This window comes from Chromobacterium sp. Ag138, assembly GCF_055181315.1.
In genome coordinates this window covers 2,120,188-2,138,165 of the sequence record NZ_JBUPWA010000001.1, presented here as the reverse complement: position 1 = coordinate 2,138,165, position 17,978 = coordinate 2,120,188, and the positions used below count along the sequence as shown (strand labels likewise).

Annotated in this window: 18 protein-coding genes; 17 read left to right on the top strand and 1 reads right to left on the bottom strand. The window is 66.7% G+C overall.

Annotated elements, in window-relative coordinates; all coding sequences use genetic code 11:
- Positions 1 to 4: 4 nt before the first annotated feature.
- The 16 genes from gspD to ACY3GB_RS09755 all read left to right on the top strand — a co-directional run bounded on the left by gspD (position 5) and on the right by ACY3GB_RS09755 (position 16,588).
- Entirely contained in the window at positions 5 to 2,137 is a 2,133-nt protein-coding gene (gene gspD / locus ACY3GB_RS09830) for a type II secretion system secretin GspD (protein ID WP_463088560.1), read from the top strand.
- The gene (gene gspE, locus ACY3GB_RS09825; protein WP_463088559.1) at positions 2,134 to 3,594 is read left to right on the top strand and encodes a type II secretion system ATPase GspE; all 1,461 of its coding nucleotides are present in this window, start codon (positions 2,134 to 2,136) and stop codon (positions 3,592 to 3,594) included. The genes gspD and gspE overlap by 4 nt, the downstream gene beginning before the upstream one ends.
- Positions 3,594 to 4,805 (top strand): type II secretion system inner membrane protein GspF, encoded by a 1,212-nt coding sequence (gspF, locus tag ACY3GB_RS09820; protein WP_463088558.1) that lies wholly within the window; start codon positions 3,594 to 3,596, stop codon positions 4,803 to 4,805. Before gspE ends, gspF begins: the two co-directional genes overlap by 1 nt.
- A gap of 95 nt (positions 4,806 to 4,900) precedes the next feature.
- Positions 4,901 to 5,344: a type II secretion system major pseudopilin GspG gene (gspG, locus tag ACY3GB_RS09815; protein ID WP_144410143.1), complete on the top strand. Its 444-nt coding sequence runs from the start codon at positions 4,901 to 4,903 to the stop codon at positions 5,342 to 5,344.
- Between the two features lie 23 nt (positions 5,345 to 5,367).
- Positions 5,368 to 5,844 carry a prepilin-type N-terminal cleavage/methylation domain-containing protein gene (locus tag ACY3GB_RS09810; protein WP_115617776.1) on the top strand — a complete coding sequence of 159 codons (477 nt, stop codon included), beginning with the start codon at positions 5,368 to 5,370 and terminating at the stop codon, positions 5,842 to 5,844.
- Positions 5,841 to 6,221 carry a type II secretion system minor pseudopilin GspI gene (gene gspI, locus ACY3GB_RS09805; protein ID WP_046155573.1) on the top strand — a complete coding sequence of 127 codons (381 nt, stop codon included), beginning with the start codon at positions 5,841 to 5,843 and terminating at the stop codon, positions 6,219 to 6,221. The genes ACY3GB_RS09810 and gspI overlap by 4 nt, the downstream gene beginning before the upstream one ends.
- Positions 6,218 to 6,802 (top strand): type II secretion system protein GspJ, encoded by a 585-nt coding sequence (locus ACY3GB_RS09800; RefSeq protein WP_463088557.1) that lies wholly within the window; start codon positions 6,218 to 6,220, stop codon positions 6,800 to 6,802. The genes gspI and ACY3GB_RS09800 overlap by 4 nt, the downstream gene beginning before the upstream one ends.
- A complete protein-coding gene (gene gspK / locus ACY3GB_RS09795) occupies positions 6,799 to 7,788 on the top strand; it encodes a type II secretion system minor pseudopilin GspK (RefSeq protein WP_463088556.1) in 990 nt (329 codons plus the stop codon). Before ACY3GB_RS09800 ends, gspK begins: the two co-directional genes overlap by 4 nt.
- A complete protein-coding gene (gspL, locus tag ACY3GB_RS09790; protein ID WP_463088555.1) occupies positions 7,745 to 8,935 on the top strand; it encodes a type II secretion system protein GspL in 1,191 nt (396 codons plus the stop codon). The genes gspK and gspL overlap by 44 nt, the downstream gene beginning before the upstream one ends.
- Before the next feature lie 2 nt (positions 8,936 to 8,937).
- Entirely contained in the window at positions 8,938 to 9,447 is a 510-nt protein-coding gene (gene gspM, locus ACY3GB_RS09785) for a type II secretion system protein GspM (RefSeq protein WP_463088554.1), read from the top strand.
- A gap of 11 nt (positions 9,448 to 9,458) precedes the next feature.
- Positions 9,459 to 10,193, top strand: coding sequence for a type II secretion system protein N (locus ACY3GB_RS09780; RefSeq protein ID WP_463088553.1), 735 nt, complete (start codon positions 9,459 to 9,461; stop codon positions 10,191 to 10,193).
- A 200-nt stretch (positions 10,194 to 10,393) separates the two neighbouring features.
- Positions 10,394 to 11,521 carry a glutamine-hydrolyzing carbamoyl-phosphate synthase small subunit gene (gene carA / locus ACY3GB_RS09775; protein ID WP_463088552.1) on the top strand — a complete coding sequence of 376 codons (1,128 nt, stop codon included), beginning with the start codon at positions 10,394 to 10,396 and terminating at the stop codon, positions 11,519 to 11,521.
- 14 nt (positions 11,522 to 11,535) lie between these two features.
- Positions 11,536 to 12,186, top strand: a complete 651-nt coding sequence (gene leuE / locus ACY3GB_RS09770; protein WP_463088551.1) for a leucine efflux protein LeuE — start codon at positions 11,536 to 11,538, stop codon at positions 12,184 to 12,186.
- 76 nt (positions 12,187 to 12,262) lie between these two features.
- Positions 12,263 to 15,472 (top strand): carbamoyl-phosphate synthase large subunit, encoded by a 3,210-nt coding sequence (gene carB, locus ACY3GB_RS09765; protein WP_463088550.1) that lies wholly within the window; start codon positions 12,263 to 12,265, stop codon positions 15,470 to 15,472.
- Positions 15,473 to 15,614: 142 nt separating this feature from the next.
- On the top strand, positions 15,615 to 16,091 hold the full coding sequence (gene greA, locus ACY3GB_RS09760) for a transcription elongation factor GreA (protein WP_046155565.1): 477 nt from the start codon (positions 15,615 to 15,617) through the stop codon (positions 16,089 to 16,091).
- Positions 16,092 to 16,159: 68 nt separating this feature from the next.
- On the top strand, positions 16,160 to 16,588 hold the full coding sequence (locus tag ACY3GB_RS09755; protein ID WP_463088549.1) for a DUF4149 domain-containing protein: 429 nt from the start codon (positions 16,160 to 16,162) through the stop codon (positions 16,586 to 16,588).
- A 234-nt stretch (positions 16,589 to 16,822) separates the two neighbouring features.
- On the opposite strand, the gene yhbY is transcribed toward ACY3GB_RS09755, so the two are convergent.
- Positions 16,823 to 17,143 (bottom strand): ribosome assembly RNA-binding protein YhbY, encoded by a 321-nt coding sequence (gene yhbY / locus ACY3GB_RS09750; RefSeq protein ID WP_463088548.1) that lies wholly within the window; start codon positions 17,141 to 17,143, stop codon positions 16,823 to 16,825.
- A gap of 155 nt (positions 17,144 to 17,298) precedes the next feature.
- Here yhbY and rlmE point away from each other — a divergent pair, with 155 nt between their 5' ends.
- Positions 17,299 to 17,916, top strand: coding sequence for a 23S rRNA (uridine(2552)-2'-O)-methyltransferase RlmE (gene rlmE / locus ACY3GB_RS09745; RefSeq protein WP_463088547.1), 618 nt, complete (start codon positions 17,299 to 17,301; stop codon positions 17,914 to 17,916).
- The last annotated feature ends 62 nt before the right edge of the window (positions 17,917 to 17,978 follow it).

The following is a 17,978-nucleotide window of genomic DNA, read 5'->3' as shown; positions in this document are numbered from 1 at the left end:
TGCAATGCGAATTTCCAAGCTCGTCGCCGCCCTGGCCCTGGTTTACAGTTGCAATCTGCTCGCCGCGCCGCAAAACGATACGGTCATGCTCAACTTCGTCAACGCCGACATCGAAACCGTGGTCAAGGCGATAGGCGAGATCAGCGGCAAGAACTTCATCATCGATCCGCGCGTCAAGGGCACCGTCAACATCGTTTCCAGCCGGCCGGTGCCGCGCGCGCTGTCCTACCAGGTGCTGCTGTCGTCGCTGCGCCTGCAGGGATTTTCCGCGGTGGAGGGCAACGGCGTGATCAAGATCGTGCCGGAGGCGGACGCCAAGCTGCACGCCAAGGCGAGCAAGGGCATTCCGCGCGGCGACGGCGACCGGCTGATCACCAAGGTATTCGCGCTGAAAAACAGCAACGCCAACCAGCTGGTGCCGGTGATACGGCCGCTGGTGTCGCCCAACAACACGGTGGCGGCCTATCCGCAATCCAACGCGCTGATCGTCACCGATTACGCCGACAACATCCAGCGCATCGAATCCATCATCGAGTCGGTGGAGTCGGCGGCGGCGGGCGACACCGTGGTGATTCCGGTGCTGTTCGGCTCCGCGGTGGAGTTGGCCAATTCGCTGAACAAGCTGATGCAGGAAGGCGGCGCCGACGGCGGCAAGACCACCATCCTGGCCGACGCGCGCGCCAATGTGCTGATGGTGCGCGCTGATACCCCGGGCAAGATCGGCAAGGTCAAGAGCCTGCTCAAGGTGCTGGACCAGCCCAGCCAGGCCGGCTCCAACGTCCGGGTGGTGTACCTGAAGAACGCCCAGGCGTCCGAGGTGGCCAAGACGTTGCGCCTGCTGCTGGCCAGCGAGGGCAGTCCGGTGCAGACGCGCAGCACGATCAATACCGCAACGTCTACCGGGGGCAGCGCGAGCCTGATGCCTTCCTCCACCGGTGCCGGCAGCGGCAGCGGCGCTTCGGCCCAGAATCCGGTGTCCTCGCCGGACGCCGGGGCGGCCGCGGCGGCCTCCTCGTCCTCGTCTTCCGCGCCGTCCGGCGCCGGCATCGGCACGATGATCCAGGCCGACAGCAACAGCAACGCGTTGATCCTCAATGTGCCGGACCCGATGTACCAGAACCTGCGCAATGTGATCGACCTGCTGGACAAGCGCCGGGCCCAGGTTTACGTCGAAGCGCTGGTGATGGAAGTGACTGCCAGCCGGACCACCAAGATCGGCGTGCAGTGGGCGGCGAATGTGCATGGCAACGGCCTGATCGGCAACAGCCTGCCCAGCCCGTCTCAGCCTCTGGTGACGGGTGGCGGCGGCGCGACGCCGACCTCGCCGTTGTCGGGCCTGGTCAACAGCCTGACCGGCGGCGGCCTGACCGCCGCCATCATCAACACCATCACCGTGGGCGGCGTGCAGATCCCGACGCTGGGCCTGCTGGCCCAGGCTTTGGAGCAGGAGGCGCAAGGCAATCTGGTGGCCAGCCCGCAACTGGTGACGATGGACAACGAGGAGGCCAAGATCGTGATCGGCCAGGAGATAGGGGTGCTCAGCGCCTCTTATCCGGCGGGTTCCAGCGGCACCTCCAACGCGCCTTACAATACTTATGACCGCAAGACGGTGGGCTTCGGCCTGAAGATCACGCCGCAGATCTCCGAGGGCGGCACCATCCGCATGAAGATCAGCCAGGCGGCCGACTCCATCGACGCCACCACGCTGAACGCGGCGGCGGGCCCCACCTTCAACCGCCGCACGCTGGACACGGTGGTGACGGTCGGCGACGGCGGCCTGGTGGCGCTGGGCGGCCTGACCCAGGAAACCACGAGCAACGCCGAGGACAAGGTGCCGCTGCTGGGCGACATCCCGGTCATCGGCAATCTGTTCAAGTATCAGGGCAAGGAGCGCAAGAAGACCAACCTGATGATCTTCATCCGCCCCACCATCATCCGCGACGAGATCGGCAACCGCGCGGTGGCCGGCGAGCGCTACGGCTACGTGATGGACGACGCGACGCGGAATGCCGGACGCAAGCTGCCGCTGAGCCTGAACGATCAACTGAAGGCGCCGGCGGCCGGCAGCATCCACGGCGCGTTGAACGCGCTGGATACGCTGAACAAGTCGGAAGACAACGCCAAGGCCAAGCAATGATGCAAGCCAAGTTCGCGACGCTGCTGCCCTTTCCCTTCGCCCGCGCCAACGGGGTCATCCTGCTGGACGGCGAAGTCGGCCGGGTGCTGCTGCTGCGCGAGGACGCCAAGCCGGCGGCCTGGGCCGAGGCGCTGCGGGTGCATGGCGGCGAGCTGTCGGGCGTGGAGACGCTGACGGCCTCCCAGTTCGAGAAGCGCCTGTCCGAGCACTACGCCAGCCGCGACGGCGCGGCGGCGGAGATGGTGGACGACATCGGCCAGGACATGGACCTGAACCAGATGGTCGAGTCCTTGCCGACGGTGGAGGACCTGCTGGAAAGCGAGGGCGACGCGCCCATCATCCGCATGATCAACGCCTTGCTGACCCAGGCGCTGCGCGACGGCGCGTCCGACATCCACATCGAGGCCTTCGAGGACCGCTCCACCGTGCGCTTCCGCCTGGACGGCACGCTGCGCGACGTGGTCAGCCCGCATCGCGCGCTGCACGCGGCGATGGTGTCGCGGATCAAGATCATGGCCAACCTCGACATCGCCGAGAAGCGCATCCCGCAAGACGGCCGCATCTCGCTGCGTCTGGGCGGCCGGCCGGTGGACGTGCGGGTGTCGACGCTGCCGACCAGCCACGGCGAGCGGGTGGTGCTGCGTCTCTTGGACAAGGAAAACGCCAAGCTGGACCTGGCCACGCTGGGCATGGCCGCCGACACGCTGGCCTCGGTGGACACCCTGATCCGCCAGCCGCACGGCATCCTGCTGGTCACCGGCCCCACCGGCTCCGGCAAGACCACCACGCTGTACGCGGCGCTGTCGCGGCTGGATTCGGCCCACACCAACATCATGACGGTGGAAGACCCGGTGGAGTACCATCTGGACGGCGTCGGCCAGACTCAGGTCAACGCCCGCATCGACATGACTTTCGCCAAGGCGCTGCGCGCGATCCTGCGCCAGGACCCGGACGTGGTGATGATAGGCGAGATCCGCGACCTGGAAACCGCGCAGATCGCGGTGCAGGCCTCGTTGACCGGCCACCTGGTGCTGGCCACGCTGCACACCAACGACGCCGCCAGCGCGGTGACCCGCCTCACCGACATGGGCGTCGAGCCCTTCCTGCTGGCCTCCAGCTTGCTGGGCGTGATGGCGCAGCGGCTGGTGCGGCGCGTCTGCCCGCAATGCAAGGCCCCGCATCCGGTGCCGCTGGACGACGCGCCGGAGACGGTGCATTACCGTCCGGTCGGTTGCCCGGCCTGCGGCCAGTCCGGCTACAAGGGCCGTTACGGCATCTATGAGCTGCTGCTGATCGACGACACCATGCAGCGGCTGATCCACGACCGCGCCTCCGAGCACCGGCTGCGCGACCATGCCAGCCGCCACGGCATGCGCAGCCTGCGCGACGACGGCATGCGCTGGGTCAAGGCCGGCGAGACCAGCCTGGAAGAAATCCTGCGGGTGACGAGGAGCTGATGGCGGCCTTCAAGTACACCGCCTACGACGCGGCGGGCAAGGAGCAGAGCGGCCTGTTGGAGGCCGATTCCGCCCGCGCCGCGCGCGGGCAGCTCAGGGAGCGCGGCCTGCTGCCGGTGACGGTGGACAGCGTCAACGCCAAGACCGGCGGCGCCGGCAGCAATGTGCTGCGCCGCGGCCTGCCGCGCGCCGAGCTGGTGATGATCACCGAGCAGCTGTCGACGCTGCTCAACGCCGGCCTGACGCTGGAGAAGGCGCTGACCGCCGTCACCGAGCAATCGGAAAACGCCCGCAGCCGCACCGTGCTGGCGGCGCTGCGCAGCGACATCCTGGAGGGCAAGGGCTTCGCCCAGGCGCTGTCGTCGGCGCCCGGGGTGTTCTCGCCGCTGTACCGTTCGCTGGTGCAGGCCGGGGAGCAGTCCGGGCACCTGGACATGGTGATGTCGCGGCTGGCGGAATACCTGGACAAACGGCAGAACACCCAGCAGAAGGTGACGCTGGCGCTGGCCTACCCGGCGGTGGTGACGCTGGTCGCCATCCTGGTGGTGGCCGGCCTGATGAGCTATGTGGTGCCGCAGGTGGTCAGTGTGTTCGCCCAGACCAAGCAGACCTTGCCCTTCCTGACCCGCGCGCTGGTGGCCTGCAGCGATTTCCTGCGCCAGTGGGGCGTCGCGCTGCTGATTTCCATCGTCGCGGCGGCGGTTTTGATTATCCGCGCCTTGCGCGCGCCGTCGCTGAAGCGGCGTTTCCACGCCCGGGTGCTGAAGCTGCCGGTGTTCGGCCGGCTGTTCCGCGCGCTGAATACCGCGCGGATGGCCAGCACCTTGTCCATCCTGGTGGGTTCCGGCGTGCCGCTGCTGACCGCGCTGGAAACCGCGCGCGGCCTGATGACCATGCTGCCGATGCAGGACGCGGTGGCCGACGCGATGGCCAAGGTGCGCGAGGGCGTGTCGCTGTCGCGCGCGCTGAACGCTACCCGCCAGTTTCCGCCGGTATTGATCCACCTGATTTCCAGCGGCGAGGCCAGCGGCACGCTGTCCCACATGCTGGACCGCGCCGCCCAGCAGCAGGAGCAAGAGGTGGAGCGCAAGCTGGCCACCTTCACCACGCTGATGGAGCCGCTGCTGATCCTGGTGATGGGCGGCATGGTGCTGTTGATCGTGCTGGCCATCATGATGCCCATCATCGACATGAACCAGATGGTGCATTGAGCGTTCGGATGGATAGCGGATGGGCCCGCCGCGGCGGGCGCAAAGATTTGGAAGAGACGCCGGGGAGCATTCCCGGCATGCATTCGGGAGAAAACATGAAAGCAGTTCGTCGCGCCGCTCAACGCGGTTTCACCCTGATCGAGATCATGGTCGTGATCGTCATCCTCGGCGTGCTGGCCGCGCTGGTGGTGCCCAAGGTGATGAGCCGCCCGGACGAGGCGCGCATCGTCGCCGCCAAGCAGGACATCGGCGCCATCAGCCAGGCGCTGAAGCTGTACCGGCTGGACAACGGCCGCTACCCCAGCACCGACCAGGGCCTGTCGGCGCTGGTGCAGAAGCCGACCGCCGCGCCGGAGCCCAAGAACTGGAAGCCGGGCGGCTACCTGGAGCGCCTGCCCAAGGATCCGTGGGGCAACGCCTACCAGTACGCCAATCCGGGCACTCACGGCGAAATCGACATCTGGAGCTTCGGCGCCGACGGGGAGCCGGGCGGCGAGGGCAACGACGCCGACATCGGCAACTGGGACAGCGGCAAGTAAGGCCGGGCCTGGAGCGAGGCAACGTGACTTCCGCCGCGCGCGCGCGCGGCTTCACGCTGATCGAAGTGATGGTGGTGATGCTGATCATCGGCGTGCTGGCCACCACCGTCACGCTCAGCCTGAGGCCGGACACCCATCGCCAATTGAATGACGAGGGCTACCGCTTCGCGCGCGTGCTGGAGCAGGCCGGCGATCTGGCCGAGATGGGCGACACGCTGGCGCTCAGCTGGAACGGCAAGGGCTACGCCTTCAGCCGGCTGGACGACGACGGCGAATGGCAGCCGGTGACCGAGGAGCTGCTGGCCGCGCACGAGTGGCCGGACGGCATATCGGGCGAGGGCGCGCTGCAGGACGGCAAACCCTGGAAAGGCGACCGGCCGCTGCTGCTGTGGCAGGACGGCCGGGCCGCGGCGCTGGCGCTCAGGCTGGACGGCGCCGGCCGGCGGCTGAGCGTGCTGCAGTCGCCGCTGGGCCGCGTGACGGTGGCGGACGGCTCATGAGGCGGCAGCAAGGCTTCACCCTGTTCGAGGTATTGGTCGCGCTGGCCATCATCGCGGTGGCGCTGGGCGCGCTGCTGCGCGCCACCGGCCTCGCCGCCGACAACGCGGAAGGCATGGAGCGCCGGATGCAGGCCAACTGGGAGGCGCAGAACCAGATCGCGATGCTGCAGGCGCTGCGGCAGTTTCCGGAGCCGGGCCAGCAGGCCGGAGAAAGCAAGGAAGACGGCGTCGAATGGCGCTGGGAGCGCGAAATCTCGCCGACGCCCAATCCCAATTTCCGCAAGGTGACGGTGCGCATCCTGGCGCCCGGCGCCGGCCATTACGTGCTGGCCGAGATGACCGGCTATCTGCGGCAGCAGGCGGGAGGCGGCGGTTGAGCGCGCGGCGGCAGGGCGGCATGACGCTGCTGGAAATCCTGGTGGCGATGAGCTTGTTGGCCATCCTGTCGGTGATGGGCTACAAGGCTTTCGGCTCGCTGCTGATCGCCCGCGAGCGGCTGATGCAGACCGGAGAGCAGTGGGTGGACGTGGCGCGCGCCTTCCGCCGGCTGGAAAGCGATCTGGGAGGCCAGCAGCCGGCGGCCAACGCGGCCGAGCAGCAGCAGGGGCTGACGCTGGGCGTCAGCAGCCTGGTGCTGCAGCCGGACGGCAAGGGCCAGGCGCTGATGCTGGAGGCAGTGTCCACCCGCTACCCGAGCGGGCGGGAGCGCATCGTCTACCAGAGCGGCGAGGGCGGCGTCAGCTGGTCGGCCGGCGATGCCGGCGGCGCTTCGCCCATCGTTTACGCGCTGCTGGGACGGGACATGCGCGTCGATTGGCGGGTGCTGCTCAACGACGGCAGCTGGCAGGAGGCGTGGCCGATGGGCGACGCGGCCCAGGGACGCGTGCCCCGGGCGCTGGAAATGCGGGTGAAGATGCCGGGCAAGCAGCTGGCGCGGCGGATATGGGTGCTGCCATGAGGCGGCGGCAATCCGGCATGGCGGTGATCATGGCGCTGCTGATCGTCGCGCTGGCCACCACCGCGGCCAGCCTGGTGCTGTGGCAGCAGGGGCTGTGGTGGCACCAGCTGGAGAACGACAAGAGCCGAGCCCAGCTGCGGCTGGTGGCCGACGCCGGCCTGGGCTGGGCGATGGAAATCCTGCGCTTCAACAACGGTCCGGCCGGCAACGGCGTGGTGGCGCTGTCCCAGCTGTGGGCGCAGCCCTTGCCGCAGACCGAGGCGCAGGGCGTGAAGGTGAGCGGCGCGCTGGAAGACCTGCAGGGCCGCTTCAACATCAATTCGCTGGTGCTCAACGGCCAGACCAACGCCAAGCAGCTGAAATTCTACAAGCGGCTGCTCAGTTCGCTGGGCTTGCCGGGCAAACTGTCGGAGCCGCTGCTGAAGGAGCTGCGCGGCGGCAAGGACGAAGACGAGAAGCCAAGCGGGGACGGCGCTGCCGCGGCGCCGCAGCCCAATCGTCCGCTGACGCGGGTGGAGATGCTGCGCTGGCTGCCGGGCTACACGCCGGAGGTGATGGAAAAGCTGGCGCCGCACATCGCGGCGCTGCCGCCGTCGGTGACGCAGATCAACGTCAACACCGCGACCGGCGAGGTGCTGAAGGCGATGCTGCCCGGCATGGGCGACGGCAACCTGATGGTGCTGATGAAGCAGCGGCAGACCAATTATTTCAAGGACGCCAATGATTTCAAGGCGAGGCTGCCGGGCGGCGGCTTTGTTTTTCCGGATGTGGACATCGGCGCCGGATCCTCTTATTTCCTGTTGAACAGCCGGGCGGGCTACGGCAAGGCCAGGCTGTCGATGCGGGCGATGATTTACAGCAATCAGAACATCGTCAAACTGGTTTGGCGACAAGAAGGCAACAATGGCCGCAGCCAGCAGGCGCGGCCAGGTGGAGACAAACATGACGACGCTGCGACTCTATCTGCGTCCGGGCTGGCCCGATAGCGAGCCCGGCCTGCCCTGGGCCCTGCTGAACGCCCGCGGCGAGCTCTCCGCCCAGGGAGACAGCGCGCCCGGAGGCTGGCCCAAGGCCGAGCAGTGCGAGCTGGTGCTGCCGGCCGGCCGCACGCTGTTCACCGACGTGAAGCTGCCTGACGCGGTCAAGCAGCCGACGCCGGCCGTGATGGGCTTCGCGCTGGAAGAGGGGCTGGCCAACGATCCGGCGGCCAATCTTTACGCGCTGGGCGAGGCGCTGGCCGGCGGCCGGCGCGCGGTGGCGGTCACCGAGGCGGCCGGCCTGCGGCGCGCGGTGGCCATGCTCAAGAATTTGGGCCGCCTGTGCGACCGCATCGTGCCCGAGGAGTGCCTGCTCGCGCCGCCGCCGGCGGACGGCTGGAGCGTGACCCGCCTGGCCGACCGCTGGCTGGTGCGCGCCGCCGCGCCGTACGCGGCCAGCCTGCCGAGAAGCGGAGGGCAGATGGAGCATGCCTTGTTCGCCTCGCTGCTGGCGGCGGCGCAGCCGGCGCGGCTGCGCTTGCACGGCGTGGACAGCGCCGACGAGGTGCTGGCTCATTTGCCCGGCTGGCAGGGCGAGGCCGCGCGCGGCGACGCGCACGACTGGCGCAGCGGCCGCCGCCACGGCGGTTACGATTTCGCCCAGGGCGATCTGGCCGCCAACCGTTACTGGCGCGACTGGGCGCCGTCGCTGAAAAAGACCGGCTGGCTGCTGGGCGGGCTGCTGATCGCGCAGATCGCGCTGACGCTGGGCCAGTCCGGCTGGTATGCATGGCGGAAGCACAGCCTGTCGCAGCAGATCCGCGCGGCGGCCACGCCGTGGATAGGCGGCCAGGCGCAGCCGGGCAGCAGCGCGCTGGGGATGACGCGGGCGGTGGACAAGCTGAGGCTCAGCCATGGCCAGCCGGCGCGCGACGATCTGGTGGAGCTGATGGGCGCGCTGGCGGCCGTCAGCGGGCGCGAGCTGCAGGTGCGGACGCTGGAGTACGAAGCCGGCAGGCTCAAGCTGCAGGTGGGCGAGGTGCCGGCGGATAGCCTGGCGCGCTGGCGCAAGCTGCTGGCGGCGCGGCAGATCATGCTGGACGCGACGAGCAGCCAGCCAGGCAGCAAGCAACTGGTGGTGGCGCGGGAGCCGTGACGATGAAAGCCTACAAGCAACAATTTCTCGAATACTGGAGCCAGCGCAGCCCGCGCGAGCAGAGGCTGCTGGCGGCGATGGCTGCGGTGCTGGGCGCGGCGCTGCTCTATCTGGCGGTGTGGGAGCCGGCCAGCTCGTCGCTGCAGCGCAACCGAGTGTCGGTCGCGCGGCTGCAGGCGGAGCTGGGCGCGGTGAGCGCGTTGGCCGATGAAGCCGCCAAGCTCAAGCGCCAGCCGGCGCAGTCGCCGCTGCCGGCCAAGGAACTGATCCCGCTGCTGCAGCAGACGGCGAAGAGCCAGGGCCTGTCGGTGGCCGGGCTGCAGTTCAGCGCAGAAGGCGATTCCGGCGTGGCTATGGAGGGCGTGGTCGGCTTCGACGACTGGGTGCGCTTCGTCGGGATCCTGGCCGCGCAGCAGCAGGTGCGGGTGGTCAACGTCAAGGCGGAGGCGCAGCCGGTGCCGGGGCAGGTGAAGATCAAGGCGCTGCTGGCGCACGCGGGGGCGGCGGCATGAGGCGGCGGATCTTGAAATGGCTGGGCGCGGCCGCGCTGCTGTTGGCCGGCCTGGTGTCGTCGCTGCCGGCGAGCTGGCTGTCCTTGCCGGTGTCGCGCTACAGCGATGGGCATTGGGGCGTCAGCGAAGCCAGGGGCACGGTCTGGGACGGCGGCGCGAAGCTGGTCTACCTGGGGGCGGCCGGCGAGGTGCGCAGCATGAGTCCGTTGGCGTGGAAATGGCAGCCCAAGGCCTTGCTGTCCGGCCTGCTGGTCTGGCATCTGGACAGCGCCGGCCAGCCCGGCATGCTGCAGCTGGGCTTCGGCAAGCAGGAGGTCAGGGGGCTGGCGTTGTCGCTGCCGGTGGCGGCGCTGGCCGATTTGTCCAAGACCTGGCAGGCGGCGCGGCTGGGCGGTGAGCTGCAGCTGAACATCCCGCAGCTGGCGCGCCAGGGCAAGGATGTCAGCGGGGCGGTGCAGATTGCTTGGCGCGGCGCGTCGTCGCCGCTGACCACGGTGCTGCCGTTCGGCAGCTACCAGCTGGACGTCGCCGGCACCGGCCAGGGGCTGAGTCTGAACCTGTCCACGCTGGAAGGGCCGCTGATGCTCAGCGGCCAGGGCGCGTTGCCGGCCGGCGGCGCTTTCCACATGGCCGGCACCGCGGACAGCCCGCAGGACAAGTACGATGCGTTGAAGCCCCTGATGCTGATGCTGGGCCAACCGGCCGGCCCGACCAGCGTCAGCTGGCAGGTGAAGCCGGGCATGTGACGTTTTTTGAAAAAAGGCGCCTTGCGTATTGTGCAAGCGCAAAATGCGCGGTACTATAGAAAGGTTTAACCAAACGGGACAGGCGCGAGGCGCCGAGTCCCGTTATTCACATAAGAATTTTGAAAATCCCAGGGTGTACAACGAAACCGGCTCAGCCGGTTTTTGTGTAAGCGCCCGAGCAATGCAACAGGAGCCAGCCAGTGTCAAACCTCCCCGCAATCCTTGTCTTGGCTGACGGCACGCTTTTCAGAGGTAGTGCTATCGGTGCCGCCGGCCACACGGTCGGCGAGGTGGTATTCAATACCGCCATCACCGGTTACCAGGAGATCCTGACGGACCCCTCCTATACCAGGCAGATCGTCACACTCACTTATCCGCACATCGGCAATGTCGGCGCGAATTCGGAAGACACCGAATCCAGCGCCGTTTTTGCATCCGGGCTGATCATTCGCGATCTGCCGCTGTTGCACAGCAACTTCCGCGCCGAAGATTCGCTGTCCGATTACCTGAAGAAACACAAGCTGGTGGCGATCGCCGACATCGACACCCGCAAGCTGACCCGCATCCTGCGCGAGAAGGGCGCCCAGGCCGGCTGCATCATGGCCGGCGACATCGACGAAGCCAAGGCCCTGGAGCTGGCGCGCGGCTTCGGCAGCATGGCCGGCCAGGATCTGGCCAAGGTCGTCAGCTGCCAGAAACCGTACGCCTGGACCGAGAAGCAATGGAAGCTGGGCGCGGGCTACCAGGTGCAGTCGTCCACCCGCTACCACGTCGTGGCCTACGACTTCGGCGTCAAGCACAACATCCTGCGCATGCTGGCCGAGCGCGGCTGCCAGCTGACCATCGTCCCGGCGCAGACGCCGGCCGCCGATGTGCTGGCGATGAATCCGCATGGCGTGTTCCTGTCCAACGGCCCCGGCGATCCGGAACCGTGCGACTACGCGATTGCCGCGATCCGCGACATTCTGGAGACCAAGCTGCCGGTGTTCGGCATCTGCCTGGGCCATCAGCTTCTGGGCCTGGCCACCGGCGCGCAGACTTCCAAGATGAAGTTCGGCCACCACGGCGCCAACCATCCGGTGCAGGATCTGGACAGCGGTCGCGTGATGATCACCAGCCAGAACCACGGCTTCCAGGTGGATGAAACCAGCCTGCCGGCCAACGTCCGCGTCACCCACCGCTCGCTGTTCGACGGCACGGTGCAGGGCATCGCGCTGACCGACCGCCCGGCGTTCTCGTTCCAGGGCCACCCGGAAGCGAGCCCGGGGCCCGAGGACGTGGCCTACCTGTTCGACCGCTTCATCGCGGCGATGGCGGAACGGAAGTAAGGCGGGATAGCGATATGTTGGGCATTACCGACCTTGCCACCTACCTGATCGGCACGCTGATCGTGATCCTGCTGCCGGGGCCGAACGCCATGTACGTGCTGTCGGTGGCGGCGCAGCGCGGCAAGCGCGCCGGCTTCGCCGCCGCCGGCGGCGTGGTCAGCGGCGACTTCATCCTGATGACGCTGGCGGCCACCGGCGCGGCCGGCCTGCTGCAGGCCAACCCGGCGCTGTTCGCGGTGGTCAAGTACATCGGCGGCGGCTATCTGGCCTGGCTGGGCGTCAACATGCTGAAGTCGGGCATCCTGGCCTGGCGCCGTGCGCGCCGAGGCGACGAGTCGCCGGCCAAGGCGTCGGCGCTGTCCGGCGGCCATCCGTACCGCAAGGCGCTGCTGATCAGCCTGATGAACCCGAAGGCCATCCTGTTCTTCGTGTCGTTCTTCGTGCAGTTCGTCGATCCGGCCTATCCGCATCCGGCGGTCACCTTCGCCGCGCTGGGCGCCATCGTCCAGTGCTGCAGCATCGCCAACCTGTCGATGCTGATCCTGCTGGGCGACAAGCTGGCCGCGGCCTTTCGCCGCCGCCGCAAGCTGACGGCGGCGCTGGGCGGCTCGGTGGGCGCGGTGTTCGTCGGATTCGGCGCCAAGCTGGCGGCGGCCAGCCTGTAAGGTCGAAAGCAAACATGCCGCGCCGCCGGGGAGGGGGCGCGGCCGGAAAAATACAAGTCATCAAAGAGTAGAAGCCATGCCAAAGCGTACCGACATCAAAAGCATTCTGATCATTGGCGCCGGCCCGATCGTCATCGGCCAGGCCTGCGAGTTCGACTACTCCGGCGCCCAGGCCTGCAAGGCGCTGCGCGAGGAAGGCTACAAAGTCATCCTGGTCAACTCCAACCCGGCCACCATCATGACCGACCCGGACATGGCCGATGTCACCTACATCGAGCCCATCAGCTGGCCGGTGGTGGAAAAGATCATCGCCAAGGAGCGTCCGGACGCCATCCTGCCGACCATGGGCGGCCAGACCGCGCTGAATTGCGCGCTGGACCTGGCCAAGCACGGCGTGCTCGAAAAATATAAAGTCGAGCTGATCGGCGCCACCGAAGACGCGATCGACAAGGCGGAAGACCGCGGCCGCTTTAAGGAGGCGATGGCCAAGATCGGCCTGTCCTGCCCGCTGTCCTTCGTCTGCCACACCATGGAAGAGTCGCTGGAGGCGCAGGCCAAGGTGGGTTTCCCCACGCTGATCCGCCCGTCCTTCACCATGGGCGGCTCCGGCGGCGGCATCGCCTACAACAAGGAAGAGTTCCTGGCGATCTGCGAGCGCGGCTTCGAGGCTTCCCCCACCCATGAGCTGCTGATCGAGCAGTCGGTGCTGGGCTGGAAGGAATACGAGATGGAAGTCGTTCGCGACAAGAACGACAACTGCATCATCATCTGTTCGATCGAAAACTTCGACCCGATGGGCGTGCACACCGGCGACTCCATCACCGTGGCGCCGGCGCAGACGCTGACCGACAAGGAATACCAGATCATGCGCAACGCCAGCTTGGCGGTGCTGCGCGAGATCGGCGTGGATACCGGCGGCTCCAACGTGCAGTTCGCCACCAATCCGGCCACCGGCGAGATGATCGTCATCGAAATGAATCCGCGCGTCAGCCGTTCCTCCGCGCTGGCGTCCAAGGCCACCGGCTTCCCGATCGCCAAGATCGCCGCCAAGCTGGCGGTGGGCTTCACGCTGGACGAACTGAAGAACGACATCACCGGCGGCGCCACCCCGGCTTCGTTCGAGCCGTCCATCGACTACGTGGTCACCAAGATTCCGCGCTTCGCCTTCGAAAAATTCCCGCAGGCCGACGACCGCCTGACCACCCAGATGAAGTCGGTGGGCGAGGTGATGGCCATGGGCCGCACGCTGCAGGAATCGATGCAGAAGGCGCTGCGCGGCCTGGAGACCGGCCTGTCCGGCTTCGACTCGGTGACCTCCGACGAAGCCGCCATCCGCCACGAGCTGGGCGCGCCGGGACCGGAGCGCATCCTGTACGTGGCCGACGGCTTCCGCATCGGCATGAGCCGCGACGACATTCACGCGGTCAGCAAGATCGATCCGTGGTTCCTGGCCCAGATCGAGGACATCATCGGCGAGGAGCGGGCGCTGGCCGGCCGCAAGATCGAGGACATGGACTACGCCGAGCTGCGTCGCCTGAAGCGCAAGGGCTTCTCCGACCGCCGTCTGGGCGAGCTGCTGGCTTCGGACCAGGCCGCGGTGCGCGCCAAGCGCTGGGCGCTGAACCTGCACCCGGTGTACAAGCGCGTCGACACCTGCGCCGCCGAATTCGCCACCAACACCGCCTACATGTACTCGAGCTACGAGGAGGAGTGCGAGTCCAATCCGTCCGACCGCAAGAAGGTGATGGTGCTGGGCGGCGGGCCCAACCGCATCGGCCAGGGCATCGAGTTCGACTACTGCTGCGTGCATGCGGCATTGAGCCTGCGCGAATCCGGCTTCGAGACCATCATGGTCAACTGCAACCCGGAAACCGTGTCCACCGACTACGACACCTCCGACCGCCTGTACTTCGAGCCGCTGACGCTGGAAGACGTGCTGGAGATTTGCCGCATCGAAAAACCGTTCGGCGTCATCGTGCAATACGGCGGCCAAACCCCGCTGAAACTGGCGCGCGCGCTGGAGGCCAACGGCGTGCCCATCATCGGCACCTCGCCCGACATGATCGACGCCGCCGAGGACCGCGAGCGCTTCCAGAAGCTGCTGAACGAGCTGGGCCTGAAGCAGCCGCCGAACCGCACCGCGCGCGCGCCGGCCGAGGCGATGAAGCTGGCCGACGAAATCGGCTACCCGCTGGTGGTGCGCCCGTCTTATGTGCTGGGCGGCCGCGCGATGGAGATCGTCCATGAGCCCGCCGATCTGGAGCGCTACATGCGCGAGGCGGTCAAAGTGTCGAACGACAGCCCGGTGCTGCTGGACCGCTTCCTCAACGACGCCATCGAGGTGGACGTCGACTGCGTGTCCGACGGCGAAACCGTGGTGATCGGCGGCATCATGCAGCACGTGGAGCAGGCCGGCGTCCACTCCGGCGACTCTGCCTGCTCGCTGCCGGCCTACAGCCTGTTCCCGGCGCTGCAGGACGAAATCCGCCGCCAGACCGAGGCGATGGCCCGCGCGCTGAACGTGGTCGGCCTGATGAACGTGCAGTTCGCGATCCAGGGCGAGACCATCTATGTGCTGGAAGTGAACCCGCGCGCTTCGCGCACGGTGCCCTTCGTCTCCAAGGTGACCTCCGCGCCGCTGGCCAAGATCGCCGCCCGCGCGATGGCCGGCATCAGCCTGGCCGAGCAGGGCTTCACCAAGGAGGTGATCCCGCCGTTCTACGCGGTGAAGGAAGCCGTATTCCCCTTCATCAAGTTCCCCGGCGTGGACACCATCCTGGGACCGGAGATGAAGTCCACCGGCGAAGTGATGGGCGTCGGCAAGACTTTCGCCGAGGCCTACGTCAAGGCGCAGCTGGGCGCGGGCGACCGCCTGCCCAAGAGCGGCAAGGTGTTCCTGTCGGTGCGCGACTCCGACAAGAACGGCGTCGTCGACGTGGCGCGCGAGCTGCAGCGCCTGGGTTTCGGCGTCTGCGCGACGCGCGGCACCGCCAGACACCTGGCCGATGCCGGTCTGATCGTGCAGGTGGTGAACAAGGTGAACGAGGGCCGTCCGCACATCGTCGACATGATCAAGAACGGCGAAGTGGACCTGGTGATCAATACCGTGGACGAGCAGCGCACCGCGATCCAGGACAGCCACTCCATCCGCCGCTCCGCGCTGCAGGCGCGCGTGCCGCAGTACACCACGCTGTCCGCCGCCAAGGCGGTGTGCGTGGGCCTGAAGCACGCTGAATCCTTCGATGTGTACAGCGTGCAGCAGCTGCACGCGCAGATCGCCGGCTGAAAGGGAGTGGCCGCCGGTAGGCTTTGATGCGGAAGCGATTTGCCGTTACAATTCCGCTCAAACCCGCTCGCGCAAGCCGCCGTCCCGTACGGCGGCTTGCGCTTTTGATGAAGGCGGACAACCGCCTGTGGAGAATACTGTAATGATCAAAGTCCCGTTGACTGTACGCGGCGCCGAGCTTCTGAAGGAAGAGCTGCAACGCTTGAAGAGCGTGGAGCGCCCGTCGGTGATCGAGGCGATCGCCGAAGCCCGCTCTCATGGCGACCTGTCGGAAAATGCCGAGTACGACGCGGCCAAGGAACGCCAGGCCTTCGTCGAAGGCCGCATCGCCGAGCTGGAAGGCAAGCTGTCCAATGCCGTGATCATCGATCCGTCCGAGCTGGACGCCGACGGCCGCGTGGTGTTCGGCGCCACGGTCGATCTGATGGACCTGGAAACCGAAGAGAGCGTCACCTACCAGATCGTCGGCGACGACGAGGCCGACATCAAGGTGTGCAAGGTATCGGTCAATTCGCCGATCTCGCGCGCGCTGATCGGCAAGGAAGCCGGCGACGTGGCCGAAGTGGTGGCCCCGGGCGGCATCCGCGAGTACGAAGTGCTCGACGTCAAATACATCTGATCCAGACCGCGCGGCCTTGACCGCGCGTTTTTCATCGGCCGCGTCTGTTGCCGAGCATGGGGGTGAAAATGGACGGCTTGCGTGCAGTGGCCAAGACCTTGTGGATTGGCGGTTTGTGGGTGATCGGCCTGATTGTGGCGCCGGTGCTGTTCAAGTCTCTGGACGCGGCGACTGCCGGCATGGTGGCGGGGCGGCTGTTCGCGGCCATTGCCTGGGTTGGACTGGTGTGCGGGGTGTTCCTGCTGGTCGACCAGGTATGGCGCAACGGGGTGGCGGGCCTGAAACAGGGGGCGTTCTGGCTGATCGTCGGCATGCTGGCCTGCACGTTGATCAACCAGTTCGGCGTCGCGCCTATCATCGTCACCTTGAAGCAGCAGATGAATCACGCGGCCGAAGGGCTGTTCGGCGGCGGTTTCGCCACTTGGCACGCGATTTCCAGCCTGATCTACCTGGTGCAGAGCGTGTTGGGCCTCGCCTATGTCTGGCGCAGCGAGTGACGGGTCAATAAAAAAGCGGCGGCCAGGCCACCGCTTTCAGGCGGCCGACGGCAGGCATCGGGACGATTTTGCAGGAGCCGGCAAAGCCGGGCCTCTCCATGGAGGCGCTTGAGCTGGCAGCCTGTCTTGCGACTTTCCGTCTCCCGTCTTGCCCGGCAAGGAGCCTCGCTGCGCGGGAAACAAAAAAAGCGGTGGTTCAGCCACCGCTTTTTTTCATCCGACAGGCGGGAGGGCTCAGCCCTTCATCGCTTGCTTGTTCTTCGGCAGCGTGATGCACGCCTTGTCGCTGGGACGCCACAGCACCAGCAGCTTGCCGATGTGCTGCACCGGGGCGCAGCCCAGTTCTTCGCAGATCTGCTCGAACATGGCGATGCGGGCTTCGCGGTCGTCGCCCTGCACGCGCACCTTGATCAGTTCGTGGGCGTCCAGGCTGATGGCGATCTCGCGCACCACGGCCTCGGTCAGGCCGTTGTTGCCCACCATCACCACCGGGTCGATGCCGTGCGCCAGACCCTGCAGGTACTTGCGCTGAAACGGCTTGATGTCAATTTTCATGGAAACATGGAATTCAAAGCAAAACGCGATTCTACTAGAATTTGGCTCCAGGCCCAAAGTTTGGGGCTGAAATAACCGAAAAACAACAGGATAGCGCGCCGCCCGGCGCGCATCGGCTATCCTGACGATTGAACCGACAGAAAGCACCGCCGCGTATGGCAAGAAGCAAGAGCAGCAACAGCTGGTTGCAGGAGCACGTCAACGATCCCTATGTGAACATGGCGCAAAAGGACGGCTACCGCGCCCGGGCAGCCTACAAGCTGCTGGAAATCAACGACAAGGACAAGCTGATCCGCCCCGGCACCGTGCTGGCCGACCTGGGCTCCACGCCCGGCAGCTGGTCGCAGGTGGCCGCGCGCCTCGTCGGCGACTCGGGCAAGGTGTTCGCGCTGGACATCCTGGAAATGGACCCGGTGCCCGGCGTCGATTTCATCCAGGGCGACTTCCGCGAGGAAGAGGTTTTGCGCGAATTCGAGCAATTGCTGGGCGGACGCGAGCTCGACCTTGTAATTTCGGATATGGCGCCCAATATGTCAGGCATGAGCGCCATCGACCAGGCCAGGAGTTTCCTGCTATGCGAGCTGGCGTTGGAATTTGCGCGCGATCATTTGAAACCCGGCGGACATTTTCTCGTCAAAGTGTTCCAGGGAAGCGATTTTCAATCCTATCTCAAGTCCATGCGAGAGCTGTTCGACGAGGTGGTGACGCGCAAGCCCAAGGCGTCGCGGGACCGTTCCAGTGAAATCTATCTGCTGGGCAAGGGTCGCCGCTGACATAAAAGGGCGCGCAGCGTACAATCGTAGCCATTCAATACAAGCAACCAAAAAGTCAGGGC